The sequence below is a fragment of the Vibrio sp. R10-SG-ISO4 genome, assembly GCF_059834135.1.
The window spans coordinates 164888-185795 of record NZ_JCBDHJ010000013.1 but is presented as its reverse complement, the minus strand read 5'-3'; the positions used below and the strand labels follow the sequence as shown (position 1 = coordinate 185795).

Below are 20908 nucleotides of genomic sequence, written 5' to 3'. Positions count from 1 at the left end.
AAATGGAGGCCTGATTGAATTGAGCTACTGATTGTTTTTGCCTTTGCCCATGGTATTTTTGGGGTTCACCATGCCTTGATGAGCATTAAACTCTTGTTGAGAGATAGCGCGATCCGCGTTGCTATCTAACGAAGCAAAACTGTGGCTTTGATTGATATTTTTCAACGTACGTCCCTCTTCTGCTCGCTGGGCAATACGTTCTGAGCGTGCTTGATTGAACTCGGCTTCGGTTATCTTGCCATCACCATCGAGATCAAACTGTGAGAATACTGGGCGTGACATATTGTTATTCATGCCTTTATTCATTCCACCAGCCATTGCTCCGAAGGCAATAACGATACCGAGTAACGCGATTATTGTGCTTTTGATTTTTATGACGTTTTCCTTCTCTTTGTTTCACTACTTAAGAACATACTAATATAAGTAAGATAACGTCATGTGATGTAAAGGCATGTAAAGATGGCTAAGTAGATATCGATTTACGTTCTTATCGGTTTGTAAGCGCAGCGCAACAGAAATTATGAAACTTATGCCGCTAGTACTCTGGTAAGAGTACAGGCATCTCATGTTGGTTTCATGCGCTCTAAACACGTCTTGGGGCAAAAATGAGTCACGCTACTGCCACACCAACCAAACATTTGAACTCCCCCACAAAAACAACACATATCCCCTCCTTCCTGCCCGACTCCTTGATTTCACCCCGCCTCCTGCGCGTGGTTAGCTGGTATACCTAACAGCCGGTTGTTAACAATGATAATTATTATGCAGAAAGAAAAAATCCAGAGTATCGAACTTGGCCGTGTGGTGGCGATCATCGCGATTGTTGCTATGCATGGGCAGCCATTTCTCTCCTACTGGCTATCGGATGGCACCCCTTGGTTTGGGTACATTTTTAATCAGGCGACACGCTTTGCTGTGCCGCTGTTCTTTTTGATTTCGGGGTATTTGATTGCCCCTAAACTGGACGCCAACCCCATCGCGACGCTCAAAGCCTACAGCGCGCCGCTACTGCGCATTTTTGTTGTGTGGAGTGTGATTTGTCTTGTGATGCCGTTTAACCTCAATGTGGTGATGGAACAAGGGTACTTGGCCGATCGCATGGGCTACTGGCAGTTTTTACTCTCTACACCGCTTAATACCTTGCTTGAAGGCGGACTGGTGCACTTGTGGTTTATCCCGGCGTTGGTATTAGCGGCGGCGATTGCGGCAGGGTTGGCGCATATTTCCCAATCCCAGTGGTTGATTCCGTTGGCGTTGCTACTGTATGTCTACGGCGTATTGGCAGGCAGCTATCAAGGAGTAACGGATCTTTGGTCGCCGTTTTTCACCCGTAACGGGCCGTTTTTCTCAACGCTCCTGTTCGCATTGGGTATCGTGATCCGCCGTCAACAATGGCACGTGAGCAGTGCGCAGGCACTGACGATGGCGGCGCTAGGGATGTTGATTCATTTCGCTGAAGCGTACGGATTGTCGTTTTATGACCAGCCTTTCAACACCAATGATTTTCTGTTTGGGACCGCGCTGTGGGGAACGGGCTGTTTTCTCTGGTTATTGACCAAGCCTTCGCTCGGCCAAGGTCATTGGCTGACGGGGCTCGCGCGCTACGTGTTGCCGGTTTACGTCGCGCATTTACCGATGATGATAGTGATGTTCAACATCGCCGGGGCGTTGGAATTAGAGGGGTTGATGCGGGATGCCAGTATCTTTGTGGGTACACTCACTTTGACGTTTCTACTGGTGAAAGCCGTGGATGGCACCAAACTCAATACTTGGTTGTTCCGTTGATACTCAAGCGCCGCTGATACGCGGCGCTCTTGTTATCTATCCAAGCAGTTTCGAGTACGGCAGCGCGATGAGGTTTAACACCATCAGCGCGGCCATGACGAAGAAGGTCAATTTCATTCCAGTGATACGGTGCTTTAGCGTATCGGATAAAATCGCTTTCGCGTGCAGCACTCGCCCAATCACAAACGCAATCCCCGCCAAATGAATAAAGCCGACATGCACACCGTTGTATTCCGCCAAGGCCATTAAAATCAGAGTGATCGGAATATAGTCAACCGCATTGCTGTGTGCGCTGCGAGCTAAAACCAGCGCTTCGACGCCGCCGTCAGCGTATTTTATGAGCTCTGCGCGTCGTTGTTTGATCACTTGCCACGCAAGCGAAATCAATAATCCGGCTAATATCACCGCGTATAGCGCCGTTACCATAGTGTGTCTCCTTGATTGATGTCATCTCTAACATAATGGGGAACGATGGATTATGCCAGCCGAAACAAAAGGCAGCGCCCAATGAACGCTGCCTTTTTCACATCACCGATCTAGGGTGGCTGTCACGTTAGTATGCACGTTAAGTGCACATGACGATGACATGCGTGTGCGATGCTTGCTTATACCACCTGACACTGAGTCCAGTCATAACGCAGCTCATGCCAATGCCCATCACGTTGGTAACGCACGACCACTTGCTCAGCTTGCCACTCAACATTAAGCCCTTGGTAGCGCCCGTCTAAAGACAAATCGTGCAGTACCGTAACCTGACACAATGTCGCTTGGCTTCTGAGCACACTGTAGGCCAAATCACTGGTGGCTGGGTTATCTGGGGCGTAGCCCGTGAGCAAGCCTAGCGGCGTGTCGCTGGCGATGAATTGACTGAATGTCGGCTGATCTTCAATCTCATAACGTAGCGTTAAGCCGCTTTGTTCTGCCAACCACTGGGTGTCTGTCATGCGGGCTAATGGGCCTTCAAGTGGATTGTCGATGGCCTCACCACGTTGAGCCAACTGGTGTTTTCCGCGCACGTGATAGGTCAAGTCTAGGTGCTGTTGGTGCGGGTTCTCGATGCGGTTAAGCTCGATCGCTGCATCGCCTAGCCAGAGTAAGGTACGACGAAAACGCACATCTTGGTACGCTTTGCTGTCCCAATGCTCCAGCGTGTGGCTATCGACTTGCGCTGGCGGCTTAGACCAATCGACTTGCGTATCAATCACCGTCAGTGCATCGCTCTGCTGATAGGCCAGCAAGGTCGGGTTGATAGGAGACTGGTTTTTCTGGTTCACGACTAAGGTGTTGTGCGTCGCGCTGTTTTTGTAGTAGCCGTAGTGCAGCTCAGCGCCGTAACCTGTGGTGCCAAGATCTGGCAGAATCTCTTTGCCTGCGCGGGTTAAGACCATGCCAAGGCGGTCATAGTGATCGTGCTCACCGCCATAGGGCGCGTGTTTAAGTAGCAAGGCGTTGTCTTGTTTGTCATCGTACACCAAGCTGATCCCAGCCTCTTTGGCGTGTACCGTGTGGCAGGCAAGCGGCGTCGCCTCCGGTAAGGTGTCTACGCCATAAAGCAGCGCATCAATGTTATCGCGCTCTATGTTTTGGTAGATGCTGCTGAGCATGCGTGCAAACGGCTCACATGGGGTTTGTCGGTAAGCAAACTCAAAAATGTGCGCATGGGTAAGCTGCTCTTGCCCTGCGATACAGTCATTAAGACGCGGGAAGGCGCCGGTGTTCATCACCAAACTGAGCGGGAAAGTCAGCAACTTGAGGTAATTCGGGTTTGAGGCGACCGAATAGGGCGTGTTGCACGCGATCTTCTCAAAATTCATTAACGCTTGCAGCGCGTAGTAGTGGTAGTGAATCGAGCCTTCAAACCACATTCCCTCACCCAAACAGCCATGATTGAGCTGATAGTGCAGGCCGTAATCGGTATTGAGCGCGAAATCGAGGTAACGCGAATCATCGAGAATCAGACCAATCACACCCACGGTGGCGTTGATTTTCATCTCATGGTTGTGCAACTGCGGAGTGCGGTATTCCATCAGGAACTCGGCCCCTTCACGCAACAGGCGCGTCTCAATTACCGCTTGTTGCTCGGCGCTGAGCGCTTCACGGATGAAATCATAACCTCGCGCCATATCAATATGGCAGTTGGCCTCACACAGGGTTTGCGCGTTGGCTTTGCCTGGGCCGTTGTACGGAATGCCACCGTGAATTTCGTAATCTGGGTAGTACTTGGCGTATTCAAGCAAAATCGCCGTGACTTTCTCAAGGTAGAGCGGCTCTTTGGTGATCTGCCACAGCAAGCCAAGGTCGTAACACGCTTTGGCGTTCAGCCCATTCATCCAGCGCCACCATGCGCCATCATACGGTTCGCCGGTAAACTCTTTGCCGTCCACTGGGCAGCAGTGTGAGAGCGGCTTGTCGCGATCCCATGTCAAGCGCACACCGTGCTCTGGGCAGTAGTAGTAGAGGTTCCACGTTGCGCGGCCATCGCACGGCACGAGGATCTCGTTCTCGAGCACAATCTGATTATTGGATTTAAGCGCGTCAATCACCTTAGGGGTGGCGCGCTCGCGGATGAGATCCATGTCAGAGTGAGAAAATTGAATCATGAAGACGTCTCCATCTGAGTCGTTGAAAAGCCGAAATAGCGCTCGGCGTTGTAGTAGCAAATGTTTTCAATCGTGGTTTTGAGTAGTGACTCATCGTAAGGAAGCTCACCCTCGCTGACCCACTTCGCCAACAGATCGCACAATACGCGGCGGAAATACTCGTGGCGGCTGAAAGAGAGCACATTGCGTGAGTCGGTCAACATGCCGACAAATCGCCCTAATGCTCCGAGATTTTTCAGCGTCGTCAGCTGCGCCACCATGCCATCTTTGTGATCGTTGAACCACCAAGCCGCACCGAACTGGATTTTACCTGCGGCGCGATCGCTGTCTTGGAAGGCGCCAGCCATGCAGCTCAGCACCGCATTGTGGTTAGGGTTGAGGTTGTAGAGCACGGTATTGGGCAGCTCGGCACTTTCATCCAGCGCACTGAGCAACTGCGCCAGTGGCTGAGCAATCGACAGATCGTTGATGATGCTAAACCCGGTGCCGCCACCCAGTGCCTGTTTGCGCCTTTGGTTGACGTTGACCAACACGCCGATGTGCAGTTGCATGCTCCAGCCATAGTGGTGATAACGTCGGCCAAGCTCAATAAACAGACGAGTTCGCAGCGCCACTTGTTCAGACTCGCTCAGCGCTTGTCCATTGAGCAGGGTTGAAAACGCTGCTTTAGCCTCTTCTGGCGTACATGGTGTAAACGCCACCTGCGTTAAGCCGAGATCAGACAAGCGGCAGCCGAGCGCATGGAAAGTCTCTATGCGTGCATCAATGGCAGCAAGATAGTCATCCCAGTGTTCGATTGGATTGCCCGTCAGCACCGCCAATTTACCCGTCACCGTCTGCAGCGCAGCAGGGGTATCGAACGCCAGCAGCTCATCGGCGCGAAACGTCGGCAGAACTTGTACGGAAAAATCAGATTGCTTGAGCGCGGCGTGCGCGCTTAAATCACTCAGCGGAGAGTCGGTGGTGCAGAGCGTTTTGACCTTGAGCGAGGTGAGCACCTCACGGGTGGTCAACGGCTGAGTCGCCAGTTGCTGTTGGCAATGCTGCCAAATGGCTTGCTCGTTGTCAGGGTTTATCAGCAAATCACACTCAAAAAAGCGCTTTAACTCAAGATGCGACCATTGGTAGAGCGGGTTACCGAGCAAATACGGCACAGACTCGCACCACTTGGCAAATTTCTCAGCGTCACTCGCCGCACCGGTAATAAAGTGCTCATCCACGCCGTTGCTGCGCATCGCACGCCACACATAGTGATCGCTGTGCAGCCAAGCTTCGGCCAAGTTGTGAATGGGGGTGTTGTCTAAGATGTCCTGCGCTTCCAAGTGATTATGATAATCAATAATGAGCATGGGCGCGGCGTAGTTGTGATAGAGGTGCTGAGCGAGTGTCGAGTTGAGGAGAAAATTGTCGTGAATATAGTGATTGTTCATTGAACCAGCCTTAAGTATTGAGCCTTAAGTTATGGCATCCCCCCAGCCGCGTGTGCGAGTGGGGTGAAAGCAACGAAAAGGCCAACCGATCGGCGGCTGGCCTTGGATTCGTCAGTCAGAATCAGTTCTTGTACTCTTCTGGTAGGTCTGCGATGTAGATTGCAGGCACACCTTCAAAGTCACTGGTGAACAGTACGCCATCGTCGTTTGGTGTGAACGATGGGTGTGGGTGAGTGATCTGACGATCACCGTCTAGCACGTCCCAAGAGGTACTGTGCTTAGCCAGTTTCGCAAAGCTCTTATTCTTGGTGTTCATGATGTATAGGAACGGGTCGTTCTCGATGTTGTAGCTTTCTGCGTCTGCCACATCCACCGGCGCATCACAGCCGTCACCCACCATCAAAGAACCGTCGAAGTTACTCATTAGGTGAGAACATGGTGGCATCACCATCACTTCTTCATTCTCAAGCGTTTCTGGGTTCGCTTTATAGATCACGCGATCCGTTTGACCTTTGAAGTAAGACACGTAAGCCATTGCGCTGCCATCTGGAATCCAGAATTCGTGCGTGCAAGATTCGCCTTCTTCATGCTCTTTGATCTTACGAACGTTTGAGCCATCTTCGTTAACCAACCACATACGTGCGTCAACCAGATCGTGTGGACCTTCGTGACAGAAGCCAACGGTTGAGTCGTCAAATGGACGGTAGATTGGGTGGCCTAGCCATGCGTTATCTTGGTGAACCACGTCCAACTCACCCGTTTCGATGTCCACTTTGATTAAGCGACAAGTTGGGTTGGTGTGGTAAAACTCAGCGAATTTTTCCCAAGAAGTCAGTGGTTGCCAATCCGCTTTAAGGATCTCAATGCCCACCAACTTAGTGCACTCTGAGTTTGCTACCCAAGTGCCGTAGCCTTTCCACTCTTCATCAACGGTGTAAACGACAGTTTCGTTTAGTGTTTCGAGGTCAACCTTCATCAGGTTGAGTTCGTTTTTCACGTAGAAGAAAGAGCGGTCGTCGTCAGAGATGAAACCGCCGAATGTATTATCGCCCGCACCTTCTGTCAGCTGAGTCGCTTGCTGAGTTTTTAAGTCCAATAGGTAGTAGTTGCGGTTGCCGTCAAAATCGCCAGCAAATAGGAGCTTTGAGCCATCCTTGGTGAAGCATTTCTGGTAGAAGTAGTTACGGTGACAAATCACATCAGTCGGTGTCAGACGCGTTACCTTCACTTGGGTATCGCTATCAACGAAGGTTTCAAAGCCCAGTTGAATCACATTACCTTTGGCCATTTTAAATTCTCCTAAATTCTTAATTGGTATAGCCACCTCCGAGGAGGTGGCCAATCATGATTTAAACGTGATTAGTTGGTTTGCTCAGTGAGCTTTTTTTCATCACCAACCTGAGCACTCTTCTTCAGTGCATAACCCACGGCGAATATAGCGGCCGCACAACAGGCGAACACGAAGCGTCCCCACAGTGGGTTTGGAATCAATACCATCAAGCTCAAGCCACCCGCCATGTAGATAACCAATGTACCTAGCTTGTTGCGCTGCATGCGGTCAACGATGTCTTGACCTTCAGACGCGACCACTTCAGTTTCCACATCGTTGAAGAACTTCTCAGTTTCCGCCAACTGCGTGTCTGTCTCTTCTTTGTAGAACAAGGTGGTTGCCCAGAAGAAGCCCGCGGTTAGGAATAGGTGCGCTGCGATAGTGATCATCGTACGCATCTCAGAGATTTCACGCCCTGTTAGATCCGTCATGCCGAACCAGCCGCCAACCACTTGCGGTGTGAACACGTTGATCACAGACCAAGAGACCAAGCCACCGAATACTACGGTTGCCCACGGTGCCCATTTTGGCGTTCTACGGATAATCATACCGAAGAATAGAGGAACAAGAATTGGACCTTGTAGCAAGGTAGACACTTGCATCATTAGGTCAAATAGGCTGAGTTCTTTTAGAGATGTGAAGAACTGCGCCATCATGATAACCATTAGGCCGTTCGCGACACACACTAGCTGACCCGCACGTAGCAGTTCTTTGTCAGACGCTTTGCCTTTACGAACGATCGTTGCGTAGAAGCTGCGGACAAAGATACCTGAGTTACGGTTTAGTGCTGAGTCCATTGAAGACATGGTCGCAGCAAATAGACCCGCCATCAGCAGACCAACAGTACCCACAGGCATGATTTCACGAGCAAAGACTAGGTAAACCGCATCGCTGGCTTTCGCGCCAAGTGCTGGGTACTGAGCCGCTGCATCTGGGAACACAATCGCAGTTACCCAAGGTGGGATGAACCAAATCACCGCACCTGCAAGCATCATTGCGCCTGCCATTAACGCCGCTTTAGTTGCGTTGTTTGAGTCTTTTGCGTTTAGGAAACGGTAAGAGTCTTGCATGTTGTTGATACTTTGCAGCTGTTTCACCACAAAGAACAGGAACACACAGATCGTCATCAGTGGGTAGTTCATGTCAGGACCAATGAAGAAGCCTGATGGGAACTCAGTAATGATCTCACCTGGACCACCGATGTAAACCAGCGCCACGATAGCACACGCAATCGAGATGATCGCGATAACCAAGGTTTGAATGAAGTCCGATGCCACTACGCCCCAAGCACCACTCAATAGAGAGATGATCAGAACCGCAATACCGGTTGCCCAGATAGTGGTGATGATGTCAGCGTCAAATACCGCTGAAGCGAATACGCTCAGACCGTTTAGCCATACACCGCCGTTGATCACACTAAGAGGGATGATAACCCAAGTGAAGAACTGCTCGTTGGTGTTACCAAAACGACGACGAATACCTTCCGTTGGGGTGTCGACACGCATTTGGCGGAAACGCTTAGCAAAGTAGAGGTAAGCCACGACGTACGCCATGATGTTACCGAAGAATACGCCCAGTACCGCAAAACCATCATTGAAGGCTTTACCGGCTGCGCCTGTGAACGTCCAAGCAGAGAACTGCGTCATAAACGCCGTTGCACCTACCATCCACCACAACATTTTACCGCCCCCGCGGAAGTAGTCACTGGTGCTGTTGCTCGCCATCTTTTTGAATAGCAAACTGATCGCCACCATTAGGCCGAAATAGCCCACGATGACAAGATAATCAAATTCCATAGCAGAACCTCGAAATACTGTTTTAATTTAAGTGTATTGTAGTTTTGTATTACGTTTAGTTCCGTGACCGAAATCGAAACATCGGTTCATAAACAAAAAAATCTCGCTAAACATGCTCTAGATCACTAGCCATTCGGCACTAATTGAGTTTTTATTTATCAGTAACGGTTAAAGTGTCATCACTTGATATCAAATGTGAGACAAAAGGGACGCCTTCCACGTAATCCACGTGGCTTAGGCGGTTACCTGCGGTGCCCCAAGGTTGGTAGACACCTTCACGGAAAGAGGCGTTGATGATGGTCATACCATCGTTGGTGCGCGTGTGTGAGCGCATCAGGTTCATCACCATGTTTGACGCCGAAGGGAACTCTTCGTGGCCCTCTGGTTGTGGCATCAGACGCTCTGCGCCTACGATGTCACGAACCATGATGCCTGCGCCTTCCTGGCGGTTAGGTGTTGCGCCCGTCTCTGGGCCTAATTGTTCAAGTTCGATGTCAGCAGTCAGTTCACTCGCAATCGCTTGTGGTGCCAACGCCATGGCAACGCACAGGGCAAGAGTCTGTTTTCTCATTTTATTTACCAATATTGAAACATTGTTTTGATTTAGAGTTTCTGGCGCACACTTTACTCGTTCTAGAGAGGGGTGAGAAGCAAAAAACCAATAAAATGCGATCTTAGAAACGGCGTTTCATTTTTATATAAACACTACTTATCAGTGGCCAAAAGACATAAAAAAAGCACCCATTCATCTGGGTGCTTATTTGGCTAGATTCGCCGGGAATGGGCAGGCTTAACGGCCCTCCTCTTCCCTTAGCAATCCGTGATTAGTCGATTAGAGACTTCACGTATTCTGCGATTTCTGGCACTTGGCAGTTAGAGAAGAAACACTCTTGGAACTGCGCGCTGCCCACTGCTTGCTTAACAAGATCTTGGTCAATCGCACGTAGAGACTCAACCACGTCTTTACATACTGCTGCTTTCACGTTGTTTAGGATAGCCGCGTTTGCTTGCTGAGGTGCAGCACGCTCGATTGGGTAACCTTCGCCACGAGCGCCTGTGAACGCTTTTTCGAAGATGTACCGAACGTTCAGTTCACCAGCCCAACCGAAGCCTTTTGCGAACGCTAGAGAAATCGCGTTGCCGTTGTTGATTTGGTTGAATAGGAACGCGTCAGATGGCTCTAGGCAGTAACCACAAACAACACCTGGGTGTAGGTTGCTTGCCATTAGTGCGCCTTGACCAGTACCACAACCCGTTACGATGAAATCCACTGCTTTAGAGTTCAGTAGGATGCTCGCTTGGATACCTAGGTGGATATACGTTAGGTGATGATCGTTTTCGTCAGTCATACCTACGTTGAATACTTCGTGACCTAGACCACCAGCAACCGTGTTTAGCTCAGCAGCAACCATAGCGTTTTTAGGTGCTTGGCTGTTTTCCATAGTTAGTGCAATTTTCATTGGATTCTCCTGCGGCGAACCGCGTAACTAATTTTAAAACTTATACGAAATCTTTGCGCATTGGCGTGAAGTTATCAATCAACACACCCGCTTCTAGACACACACAACCGTGCTCGATGTTTGGCTCTTTGTACATGGTGTCGCCCGCTTCAACGATTTTCTTCTCATCGCCAATAGTGAATTCGAACTTACCAGACAGTACGTAAGTCAACTGCTCATGTGGGTGGTTGTGCATTGAACCAACAGCACCTTTTTCAAAGTGCACTTCAACGGCCATCATGTTGTCACTGTGCGCAAGCACTTTACGTGAGATACCGTCACCTAGGTCTTCTAGTTGGATGTCTTTGTTGTATACGAACATGGGTCTTCTTTCTCTTCGTTATCGACAAGCTTCACTTTCTTTTGCTCTCTGAGCAATTTTGCTGTGGTCATTAAGTTAACGCTGATCAGCGTCATTTCCAGCAGCGTTCCACCAATCGATCCTATGATGAAATTATTGGTCAGCCAGCATAACGCCCCGACCAAAAAACCGATTCTCATCGCCACGCCCTTGAGGACAAACACCGAGAATGTCCCGATGACAGTGCCCAAAATTGGCCAGATGTCCTGTGGCGATTCCATAATATAGAAACCACTGGCCATACTTATGGCGATGAAGATTGCTGCGACTCTTTTCGATGAAACGTAAATAGCGGTGGCCGTTCGAAGCGCTGAAAGCACTGAACTGACCACCGATACTAAAGAGCCAAGCAAGAAAAAATGCAGTAGATGGTTTAAATGAAAAACCAACATCAAAATCTTCAGCTTCTTATCGTCTTTCTGATAAAAGGTACATACCCCTAAGAAAAAGCTTAAGAATCCAAGAATTTGTGCAATCGTGTTTTGTTCCACGCGATCTACTCATTTTTCAGCGCCTAACCAAGGTTAGGCGCTAGATTGCTAATTAGCGAGCTAACCAACCACCGTCTACAGCAACAGTGTAACCGTTGATGTAAGAAGCAGCGTCAGACGCTAGGAATACACATGGGCCAGCAACGTCCTCTGGCGTGCCCCAACGGTCAGCAGGGATACGCTCTAGGATAGCGGTGTTGCGATCTTCATCCGCGCGTAGTGCTGCTGTGTTGTTTGTCGCCATGTAACCCGGTGCGATTGCGTTCACGTTGATGTTGTGACGAGCCCATTCGTTTGCCATTGCGCGAGTGATACCCATAACCGCACTCTTAGATGCAGTGTAAGAAGGTACACGGATGCCGCCTTGGAAAGAAAGCATAGAAGCGATGTTGATGATCTTACCGCCAGTGCCTTGAGCAATAAACTGACGCGCGACTGCTTGAGACATGAAGTAAACCGTTTTCGAGTTGATGTTCATCACGTCATCCCAGTTTTGCTCTGAGAAGTCGATCGCATCTTCACGACGGATGATACCTGCGTTGTTTACTAGGATATCCACTTTACCGAATTCAGTCACAGCGCTGTCGATGATGCTTGGGATATCGTCTTGTTTTAGTAGGTTAGCGCGAACATCTAGGAACGTGTAACCTGCTGCATTCATTTTTTCGATGGTTTCAGTTGGTTCAACGTAGTTAACACCAACAACTTTACAGCCTGCTGCTGCAAGACCTAGTGCCATACCTTGACCAAGGCCAGTGTCACAACCCGTTACGATAGCAACCTTACCTTCTAGGTTAAATGAATTAAGAATCATGTTTATTCCTCAAAAGCTGTCAAATTAACGTTCATTACGATGGCTCGCCATCCTGTGACGCTAATATAGCAATTTTTAAAACCGCATCTCAATTATTTTTAAAACAGACTTTCAAAAAGCATGACCTAGATCGTCTTTTTGTATGACAAATAGCTGCGCGGTTTCAAAATTTTAAAAACGTTTTTTGAAAATAATCTGGCGACTCATCGTCTCATAGGTATAATCACCCCTAGACAAATATAACTAGGGTAAAGAGATGGAAAAGAACACCCAACCTGAAGCCGTATCCTCGGTTCTCAAGGTATTCAACATTCTTCAAGCATTGGGCGAGCAAAAGGAAATTGGTGTTTCAGAGCTATCACAGCGTCTGATGATGTCGAAAGCGACAACGTACCGATTCCTGCAAACCATGAAAACGTTAGGCTATGTGGCACAAGAAGGTGAAGCGGATAAATACTCCCTCACCCTGAAGATGTTTGAGCTCGGCGCGAAATCACTCGAATACGTCGATCTGATTGAACTGGCCGATAAAGAGATGAAGTACATCTCGCAGCAAACCAATGAAGCGCTGCACTTAGGTGCCCTTGACGAAGACGGCATCATCTACATTCACAAAATAGACTCCAACTACAACCTACGCATGCAATCACGCGTCGGTCGTCGTAACCCTCTCTACAGTACTGCGATTGGTAAGGTATTGCTGGCGGAGCGTGATGAGAGCTTCGTACGCGATATTCTGGCAAATGTGGAGTTTGTTAAACACACAGAACGCACACACGAAAATGTTGATCAGCTCTTATCTGAGCTTAAAAAAGTGCGTGAACTGCATTTTGGTCAAGATAACGAAGAGCAAGAGCCAGGTCTGCGCTGTATCGCTGCGCCAATCTACGACCGTTTCGGCACGGTCATCGCTGGCGTTTCGATTTCGTTCCCGACCATTCGTTTTGATGAAAAGCGCATGTCTTACTACATTGAGCTGCTACACAATGCCGGCCGCAATATTTCTGAGAAGTTGGGTTTTAACGGCTACCCTGTGAAATAGTCCCCGTTACAGACAACAAACAGCGCCCACTCGATTTACACATCCTGTGGGCGTTATTGATCGCAGCGTTCGTCACTACAACACTCGGCACGCAAAAAGCGGATCACCTGATCCAAACATTCATACTCCGCAACGCAATACAAAGTGCGCCCTTCTCGGCGCTGGCTGAGCAATCCCGCCGATGCCAAGCTAGAGATGTGATGAGACAAAGTAGAGCCCGGGACAGACAACCGCTCCTGAATCGCGCCCACCGCCACCCCTTGATAACCCGCCTTAACGATGGTTTTGTATATCGCCAATCGAGTCGGATGGCCCAATTCTTTTAGCGCTTTGGCAACCGATTCCAGTTCCATAATTCACTCCACAGAAAAACATTTCCATTATTGTGGAACTATTGCGTATTTGCAATCGCAAAAAAGGCAGCGAACGCTGCCTTATGACTGAAATCGCGACTAGCACTACAGTGCTCGACTGCGGGTAGGTAAGAAGACCTCACCCAGCATGCAGCGTACGCTGCCGCCACCGATGGATTCGATGGTCGAAACATCAAACGCCAGCACCTTACCGTGGCTAGAGAGTTGCGCCAGTTGCGCGGGCTCAAACGCCTGATAGGCCGATTGCGACATGGCGATCACCTTGTCGCCATTGACGGTTTCAAGCTGAAGAAGGTTGCCACAAAACTGGTTCATCTGTTCCAAGCTGATGGAAATCACCTGTTTGTCTTTTGCCAAGGATTTCAAAACAAAGCGGCGCTCGAACTCAGGGATCACTTCATCACAGATGACGCAAAAGCCTTCACCAATCGCCATCATCACATTGGTGTGATAGATAGGGTTGCCTGACGGCAACGCGGTTTGAAATGACACCACTTTAGGGTAACCAATACGCTCCGCGTAATCCTCCAACACTTCACGATCGCAGCGCTGCGACAATGCCGCATAAATGGTGCGATTGATGTGATCCATCACCATGACACCCGTACTTTCAAGGTGCGCGCCATGCTCAAGGTAGCTCACTAAGCTATCTTGTTGAGTCACGCTTCTTCCCGCAGCTTGCAGCGCCTCGACCAGCGCTTTGGGTCTCACTTCCTGTTGGCGATTTTGGCAAGCCATTGGGAAGGTATAGAGCGTGCCCTCAGCTGTGGTGCTGAACCAGTTATTGGGAAAGACCGCATCTGGCGTCTCAATCTCCGAGGTGAGGTAGTCAAACTCAATCACCTGAACGCCCGCAGCACGCAGCTTCGACACCATAGCGTTAAACTCCGCCATCGCCTTGCGGCGAATCGCGCTCGTTTCAGCCTGAATGACATGCTGAAATTCATTGTCTTTGGCGGTTTGCGCGTTAAAAGCAAACTCTTTCGGTGGCACCATCACAACGCAGTTCGCGTTCTGTGCCTGTAACATGTCGTTATTCGCTAAGGAATTCACTACAGATTGCTGTTCCAACATGATGACCAACTCGCATTTTTCCACTTGATAAAGCCAATTGTAGACATAATGTTAAACAAAAAATCACTGAAATCACGCAGTACAACGAGTGTAAATCAGTAATATTTTCTGAATATAATTTTCAATGCAGCAAATATTACTGCCACCAGCGCAACTCAGAGTTTCAGCATGAATAATATGCACAAATAAGAATATCGCACTGGTTACATTCTGATTACTAACGCGTTACCATTGCGTATCCTTTCATATTGAGCCATTTTTGCCTTTAGGAAACACGCATGTTTAACAAGTTTGAGCAGTGGACACACCCTTTTCCACGTCAAGAGCCCGACCAGCCGCCAATGGGCATTTGGGCCTTTTGCCGCCACTACACCCGAGGCTTTGAAAAGCCACTGCTGCTCATGTCAATTCTGTCAATGATCGTCGCGGTGGTAGAGGTATCGCTGTTTGGTGCAATGGGCAATCTCGTCGACTGGTTGACGCATAGCGACCCTGCGACATTCTGGCAAGAGAACCAAACGCAGTTACTGTTTTACGCGGCGCTGCTTCTCATCATCATGCCGTTGCTGATCTTGGCGCACTCTTTGGTCATCCACCAGTCACTGCTGGGTAACTACCCTATGGCTATCCGCTGGCTAGCTCATCGCTATTTACTCAAACAAAGCCTGACCTTCTATCAAGATGACTTTGCCGGCCGAGTGGCAACCAAAGTCATGCAAACGTCCCTTGCGGTGCGCGAAACCGTGATGAAAACCATGAACGTGTTTGTTTATGTCGCGGTCTATTTTACCTCCATCGTCGTGCTACTCGCTCAGGCAGACTGGCGCTTAATGATCCCGATGCTGATTTGGTTATGCTGCTACGTGGGGATTCAGCTCTATTTTGTACCAAAGCTGAAAGACATCGCGTCACACCAAGCCGATGCGCGTTCCACCATGACAGGACGCATCGTCGACAGTTACACCAATATCGCCACCGTCAAGTTGTTCTCCCACAGTCAGCGGGAAACCGACTACGCCGAAACCGGGATGCGCGGCTTTTTGGATACCGTCTATCACCAGATGCGCTTGGTCACAGGGTTCAATGTTGCGGTGGAAATCACCAACTATGTGTTGGTCTTTACTATCAGTACGCTCTCAATCGTACTGTGGATGAACGATGCCGTCAGTGTCGGGGCGATCGCCATCGCCATTGCCCTCGCGCTGCGCATCAACGGTATGTCGATGTGGATCATGTGGGAAGTGGGCGCGCTGTTTGAAAACATGGGTACCGTGGTGGATGGGATGAAAACCCTATCAAAACCGGTGGATATCCAAGATGCGCCCAACGCCAAAGCGCTCAATGTCACTGACGGTGAAATCAAGTTTGATAACGTGAGCTTTCACTATGGTGATAAAACTAAAGGGGTGATCTCTCACCTTAATCTGACCATCAAACCGGGTGAAAAAGTGGGTCTGGTGGGCCGCTCTGGCGCAGGAAAATCCACCCTAGTGAACCTTCTGCTGCGTTTTCATGATGTCGAAAGCGGGCAAATCACCATTGATGGCCAAGCGATCGATGCCGTGACCCAAGACTCGCTACGGAGTAACATCGGTATGGTGACGCAAGACACCTCCCTGCTGCATCGCTCTATTCGTGACAACATCGTTTACGGCAACCCTGAAGCCAGCGAGGAAGCGCTGTTACGTGCCACTCAACAGGCGCACGCGCATGAGTTTATTGAAACCCTGAGTGACCCTTTTGGCAATACGGGTTACGACGCGCAAGTCGGTGAGCGAGGGGTGAAACTGTCTGGCGGACAACGTCAGCGTATCGCTATTTCTCGTGTACTGTTAAAAGACGCGCCCTTGCTGATTTTGGATGAAGCCACCTCGGCGCTCGATTCGGAAGTCGAAGCGGCGATTCAAGAGAGTTTGAATGAGCTGATGGAAGGAAAAACCGTCATCGCTATTGCGCACCGACTCTCAACCATCGCTGCGATGGATCGCCTTATCGTCCTCGACCAAGGTCAAGTCGTCGAGCAAGGCACCCACCAAGAGTTGATCAGTGCCGGAGGGATATACTCGCAGTTATGGGCACATCAAACCGGCGGTTTTATTGGCGATAATGAGACGCTTGATGCGGCCTCATCGAAATAACTCGCTCATTGATTCTCTTTGCGAGTTATTCCCTAGCGGACCTTATCTTTTACGGGATTTGGATTGCTTATCTTGATACATGCGCTTGTCGGCCAGTTCGACAAGCTCTTGTATCGACAGTTTAGCGTTGGAGCTGGCAGAGGTAATGCCCACGCTAAACTCTATTGCATAGGCATGACCGCTGCGTTGATTGTACGCCTCTATTGCCTGCTTAAACCGCTCTATCACCACAGCCGCAACCGGCTCTGACGCGCCAGACATCAACACAACAAACTCATCACCGCCAATACGAGCAAACACATCGGACTCACGAAAGGAGTCTCGCATCGTCGCAGCAAACGCTTTGAGTAGCGCATCCCCGGCACTGTGACCGTGGGTATCGTTGATGTGCTTAAAGTTATCGAGATCAAAATAGGCCAAGGAGAGGGGTAACTGCGCCGCGCGGCAGTAATCGACCGACTTTGCGCCCAAGGCGAAAAATCCGCGCCGGTTTGAGATCAGCGTTAGAGGGTCTAGAGTCGCGGTTAAACTGTTCGACAGCTCCTGCTCGGCAATTTTGGCCAAATCCAGCAAGTCGTTGATCTCATCCGGTAAGAAGTGTCTCGGTTTGGTGTCGATAATGCACAGAGTACCGAGCTTGGTGCCATCGTGATACACCAAGGGCACGCCAGCATAAAAGCGAATATGGGGCGCACCGGAGACCAAAGGATTATCAGCGAATCGCTCATCTTGCGTGGCATCTTCAATCACGAACGGGGCATCGCCCAAAATCGCATGACCACAAAAAGAGACATCACGCCCGGTTTCTTTCGCCTCCAAGCCAAAACAAGATTTGAACCATTGACGGTTCACATCCACCAAGCTGACCAAGGCCATTGGCACGTCAAACAACCGCTTCGCAAGGCGAGCCACGCGGTCAAAACGCTCCTCCGGTTCCGTGTCGAGAATCTGAAGCTGGTGAAGGCTTTGGATGCGTTGCTGCTCATCGGGTGGTAAATCAGGCGCTTTCATCTCTGGCTCGTGTCTTATTGATAAATGAGTAAGGTACCTTAAAGAATAGCACCGAAAGTTCGCCTTGCTTGCTCCGCGACAAACCCGTGGTTCCCCCAAGCAAAATACTAGCGCTTGACATGGCCCAAGGTGAGCTTCTCTTGCCATCTAAGTGGCACAGTTAACCGCGGCACCAGCATGTAAATCAACGCGGCCACCGCCACAGATCCAACAAGGTCAATGGGTCGATGCATACCAAGCCACAGTCGGCTGTACGCGACCGCTAGCGCCCAAATCAACACCCCCGCAGCCAGAGCATAGTGCTTACGCTCAGCAAACAGGCCGCCAAAAAAGGCCACGCACACCGCGACAAACAACGTATGGCCGGAAGGAAAAGAGTAATCTTTCTCGCCATGCCAATGGCGCGTACGCCAATCACTCACCCGAGTATCCAGGGCATCAATCACCTGATCTTTTTGCTCGGCATCGAGCTTATAAAAGTGCGCGGGCTGGGGAATCAACAGCTGATGACTTAACAGTTCCGTGTAAGGACGCGGGCTTTCTGTCGCGAGCTTCAAGCCACTTTTGGCAACAAAGGCAAACACCAGCACCAGCGCCAGTTGCGCTGCTTTTCCTATCAGCGACACGCCAAGCTGACGACGAGGTGAAACGCTTGGACTATGTGAAACGCTTGAGAGCTCCGTGGTCAAAAGAGAACGATGAGAAAAAGAATAACGAGAAGAAGTCGAACGAATGACCCAAAGAGCCAGAGCCACCAGCAAAGCGAGAGTAACGAGAAAGCCTTGCGATCCCGCGGAGTAAGTCAACCATGTCATCCCTTTCCCGATGGGGTCTGAGACGTCACTCAGCAGATCCACTGAGCTAAACATCAGGCTCATCAGCGCAATGGCACCCGACAGCACCATCAACAGCCCTAACCCTTTTTGCTTCTCACTGACTCTATGTTTCACACTCGCCTCTCACCTCAACTCTCGAGAGATGATCTTAGGCGTGTGGCGTTAATGATTTTATCAACCGCGTGTCAATTCGCTGCAAGTTCGCATCATGCCAAATTATCGGTGTTCAACGGCTGATTAGGACAAGAATATAACTAAGACCATCGGGTCATGGGCACCACGTTTCCACGCTCTCTGAGGTACGCTTCTGGAGCAAGCAATTTGGCTAGCGCCTCTGCATTAACCGGTTTAGTGAGATAGAAACCTTGGCCGATCGCGCAGCCCATTTTGAGTAGATCCCGCTGATGAGCAGCGGTTTCAACGCCCTCTGCAACCACAGAGACACCAAGTTCGTTGCCAAGCGAGATAATGTTTTTCAGCAATACCGACGAGGTGGCGTTATTGGCATAATCGATAACAAAACTGCGATCGATTTTGAGCGTTTGAAACTCGAAATCTTTCAAGTAAGAGAGTGATGAAAAGCCGGTACCGAAATCGTCCAATGCCACGCGCACACCCAGTTGCTGCAACTCTTTGAAAATCACCTGCGCGAGTTCGGTATTCTCAATCATCACAGTCTCGGTGATTTCCACCTCTAAGTAGCGTGTCGGAACGCCGGACTGGACAATGACCTTTTTCAAACTGTCAAAAAAGCCCGGATGCTTTAAGCTCTTCGCGGAAATATTCACTCCCACCACCCCAGTTTCGACGCCGTCATCTAACCACTTTCTCTTGGCTTGCAGCGCTTTGCGCATCACCAACAAATCAAGCAAGCGAATCAAACCGGTGGATTCGGCCACGGGAATAAAATCATTGGGGTACAACCGCCCTTTGGTGGGATGGTTCCAACGTACTAAGGCTTCAACGCCGAGCACTTTCTCATCGTTCAACTGCCATTTGGGCAGAAAGTGCAGCTCGAATTCATCACGCTCAATCGCTTTATTGAGATCGCTCTCGGTCTCTTTTTGCGACATCGCAATGCGGTTGAGCTCTTTGGAGTAAAACTGAAAATTGTTTTTGCCCATCGCTTTGGCGTGATACATGGCGTTGTCCGCGTAGCGTAGCAAGCTGTCTTGCGTCGCACTGTCTTCGGGATAGAGCGAAATGCCAATACTGGCGGACACATTCACCGCCACACCCTCTATGTGAAACGGCTGCTGCAAGGTATCTATCAACTTGGAGGCGATACGGTTGGCAACACTGATTGCGCTATTGACGCTGTTTAAGTGACTCAGCACCACCACAAACTCATCACCGCTGAAGCGCGCAGACAAGTCGGTGATGCGAATGCTGCTCTCAATCCGCTTTGCGACTTGCTCAAGCAAGCGGTCGCCCATCTCATGCCCATAGAGATCGTTGACGTCTTTAAAATGGTCTAAATCGATGAACAGTAAAGCAAACGGCTTTTTCGAGCGGTCCGCGTTGAGGATAGATTGGCCTAGTCGGTCTAAAAACAGTGCTCGGTTTGGCAACCCAGTTAAAGGGTCGAAGTAAGCTCGGTTGTGCAGTTGCTCATTTTTCTCCTCTATTGCGGCTTTGGCTTGCGTGAGAGAGTGGAGCAATTGATCGCGGTTTTTCTCATAGCGGTGCTGCAATCGTATTGAGTAGGCAGCAATCACAATCACCGCAATAATCAGGGTGATGCTGGTTTGCGTGTAATTGGAAATCCCAGACTCATAACTGGCTTTGATCACGCGCTGGATCTCATCCGCTTGGCTGGCAAACTCCAAAAATTGCTCGTCGCGTCCGGCGCTTAAAAACGCATCCGCTCGCTGCGCCTGAATTTTTTGGTAGGTGGATTCCACATGAAGGCGAAATTGCGCCAGCGTTTTGCGAAGCTCAACCAGACGCTCACGTAATTCGTTGTCCGTGACTGGCTCATAATTGCCCATGATACTCTCGCCGCCTTCAAGCAGCGCGACCACATGCCAATCGGCGATTTCTAAGTAGTACCACACTTCCTGAATCGACTGAGCGGTATCGCCCGACATGATCTCATCAAACCAAAGGTAGGCCAGCGTACCGTTGACTTTAATTTCAGCGGCCGCTTCCGCAAGCGGGGACTTTTTCACTAACAGGTGGGTCGCTTGGGTCACCAGCGCCGACGTAAACGTGATCACCAACAAGGCGAGAATGGAAGTAAAAATGAATTTGCGCTTCATAGCATCACACGAACGTTTACCCACGTATTTTGCGGGCAGGAATAAAAACATAGGCGAGTCAGCCTA

General features: G+C 49.8%; 18 protein-coding genes and 1 pseudogene. 3 read left to right on the top strand and 16 right to left on the bottom strand.

The window, feature by feature from the left end; all coding sequences use genetic code 11:
* Positions 1–24 precede the first annotated feature (24 nt).
* On the bottom strand, positions 25–294 hold the full coding sequence (locus AC6R03_RS07325; protein ID WP_500631000.1) for an EF-hand domain-containing protein: 270 nt from the start codon (positions 292–294) through the stop codon (positions 25–27).
* A gap of 468 nt (positions 295–762) precedes the next feature.
* Here AC6R03_RS07325 and AC6R03_RS07320 point away from each other — a divergent pair, with 468 nt between their 5' ends.
* On the top strand, positions 763–1785 hold the full coding sequence (locus AC6R03_RS07320; RefSeq protein WP_500630999.1) for an acyltransferase: 1023 nt from the start codon (positions 763–765) through the stop codon (positions 1783–1785).
* A gap of 36 nt (positions 1786–1821) precedes the next feature.
* Here the strand turns inward: AC6R03_RS07320 and AC6R03_RS07315 are convergent, their stop codons facing one another.
* The 10 genes and pseudogenes from AC6R03_RS07315 to kduD form a co-directional block, all read right to left on the bottom strand.
* Entirely contained in the window at positions 1822–2211 is a 390-nt protein-coding gene (locus tag AC6R03_RS07315; protein ID WP_500630998.1) for an MAPEG family protein, read from the bottom strand.
* 179 nt (positions 2212–2390) lie between these two features.
* Positions 2391–4385: a heparinase II/III domain-containing protein gene (locus AC6R03_RS07310; protein WP_500630997.1), complete on the bottom strand. Its 1995-nt coding sequence runs from the start codon at positions 4383–4385 to the stop codon at positions 2391–2393.
* Positions 4382–5815, bottom strand: a complete 1434-nt coding sequence (gene uxaC / locus AC6R03_RS07305; protein ID WP_500630996.1) for a glucuronate isomerase — start codon at positions 5813–5815, stop codon at positions 4382–4384. The genes AC6R03_RS07310 and uxaC overlap by 4 nt, the downstream gene beginning before the upstream one ends.
* 121 nt (positions 5816–5936) lie before the next feature.
* Positions 5937–7103, bottom strand: coding sequence for an oligogalacturonate lyase family protein (locus tag AC6R03_RS07300; RefSeq protein ID WP_500630995.1), 1167 nt, complete (start codon positions 7101–7103; stop codon positions 5937–5939).
* 71 nt (positions 7104–7174) lie between these two features.
* On the bottom strand, positions 7175–8941 hold the full coding sequence (locus tag AC6R03_RS07295) for a sodium:solute symporter family transporter (protein WP_500627916.1): 1767 nt from the start codon (positions 8939–8941) through the stop codon (positions 7175–7177).
* A 202-nt stretch (positions 8942–9143) separates the two neighbouring features.
* Positions 9144–9446 (bottom strand): annotated as a pseudogene (locus tag AC6R03_RS07290) (right-handed parallel beta-helix repeat-containing protein); the annotation flags it as partial.
* Between the two features lie 319 nt (positions 9447–9765).
* Positions 9766–10401 (bottom strand): RpiB/LacA/LacB family sugar-phosphate isomerase, encoded by a 636-nt coding sequence (locus AC6R03_RS07285; RefSeq protein ID WP_334553081.1) that lies wholly within the window; start codon positions 10399–10401, stop codon positions 9766–9768.
* 40 nt (positions 10402–10441) lie between these two features.
* Entirely contained in the window at positions 10442–10762 is a 321-nt protein-coding gene (locus AC6R03_RS07280; RefSeq protein WP_487902490.1) for a cupin domain-containing protein, read from the bottom strand.
* Positions 10732–11292 (bottom strand): YgjV family protein, encoded by a 561-nt coding sequence (locus AC6R03_RS07275; protein ID WP_500627313.1) that lies wholly within the window; start codon positions 11290–11292, stop codon positions 10732–10734. Before AC6R03_RS07275 ends, AC6R03_RS07280 begins: the two co-directional genes overlap by 31 nt.
* Before the next feature lie 52 nt (positions 11293–11344).
* Positions 11345–12106 (bottom strand): 2-dehydro-3-deoxy-D-gluconate 5-dehydrogenase KduD, encoded by a 762-nt coding sequence (gene kduD, locus AC6R03_RS07270; protein WP_500630994.1) that lies wholly within the window; start codon positions 12104–12106, stop codon positions 11345–11347.
* Positions 12107–12362: 256 nt separating this feature from the next.
* Here kduD and kdgR point away from each other — a divergent pair, with 256 nt between their 5' ends.
* The gene (gene kdgR, locus AC6R03_RS07265) at positions 12363–13148 is read left to right on the top strand and encodes a DNA-binding transcriptional regulator KdgR (RefSeq protein ID WP_487902488.1); all 786 of its coding nucleotides are present in this window, start codon (positions 12363–12365) and stop codon (positions 13146–13148) included.
* Between the two features lie 53 nt (positions 13149–13201).
* Here the strand turns inward: kdgR and AC6R03_RS07260 are convergent, their stop codons facing one another.
* Together AC6R03_RS07260 and AC6R03_RS07255 are read right to left on the bottom strand one after the other, a co-directional pair.
* Positions 13202–13501, bottom strand: a complete 300-nt coding sequence (locus tag AC6R03_RS07260; RefSeq protein WP_500630993.1) for an ArsR/SmtB family transcription factor — start codon at positions 13499–13501, stop codon at positions 13202–13204.
* A gap of 105 nt (positions 13502–13606) precedes the next feature.
* Entirely contained in the window at positions 13607–14596 is a 990-nt protein-coding gene (locus AC6R03_RS07255; RefSeq protein WP_500630992.1) for an arginine deiminase-related protein, read from the bottom strand.
* Between the two features lie 278 nt (positions 14597–14874).
* Between AC6R03_RS07255 and AC6R03_RS07250 the strand changes: the two genes are divergently transcribed.
* Positions 14875–16734 (top strand): ABC transporter ATP-binding protein, encoded by a 1860-nt coding sequence (locus AC6R03_RS07250; RefSeq protein ID WP_500630991.1) that lies wholly within the window; start codon positions 14875–14877, stop codon positions 16732–16734.
* A gap of 42 nt (positions 16735–16776) precedes the next feature.
* Here the strand turns inward: AC6R03_RS07250 and AC6R03_RS07245 are convergent, their stop codons facing one another.
* The 3 genes from AC6R03_RS07245 to AC6R03_RS07235 all read right to left on the bottom strand — a co-directional run bounded on the left by AC6R03_RS07245 (position 16777) and on the right by AC6R03_RS07235 (position 20893).
* Positions 16777–17745 carry a GGDEF domain-containing protein gene (locus AC6R03_RS07245; RefSeq protein WP_500630990.1) on the bottom strand — a complete coding sequence of 323 codons (969 nt, stop codon included), beginning with the start codon at positions 17743–17745 and terminating at the stop codon, positions 16777–16779.
* A 107-nt stretch (positions 17746–17852) separates the two neighbouring features.
* Positions 17853–18695, bottom strand: a complete 843-nt coding sequence (locus AC6R03_RS07240) for a phosphatase PAP2 family protein (RefSeq protein WP_500630989.1) — start codon at positions 18693–18695, stop codon at positions 17853–17855.
* Between the two features lie 140 nt (positions 18696–18835).
* On the bottom strand, positions 18836–20893 hold the full coding sequence (locus AC6R03_RS07235) for a putative bifunctional diguanylate cyclase/phosphodiesterase (RefSeq protein WP_500653651.1): 2058 nt from the start codon (positions 20891–20893) through the stop codon (positions 18836–18838).
* Positions 20894–20908 lie beyond the last annotated feature (15 nt).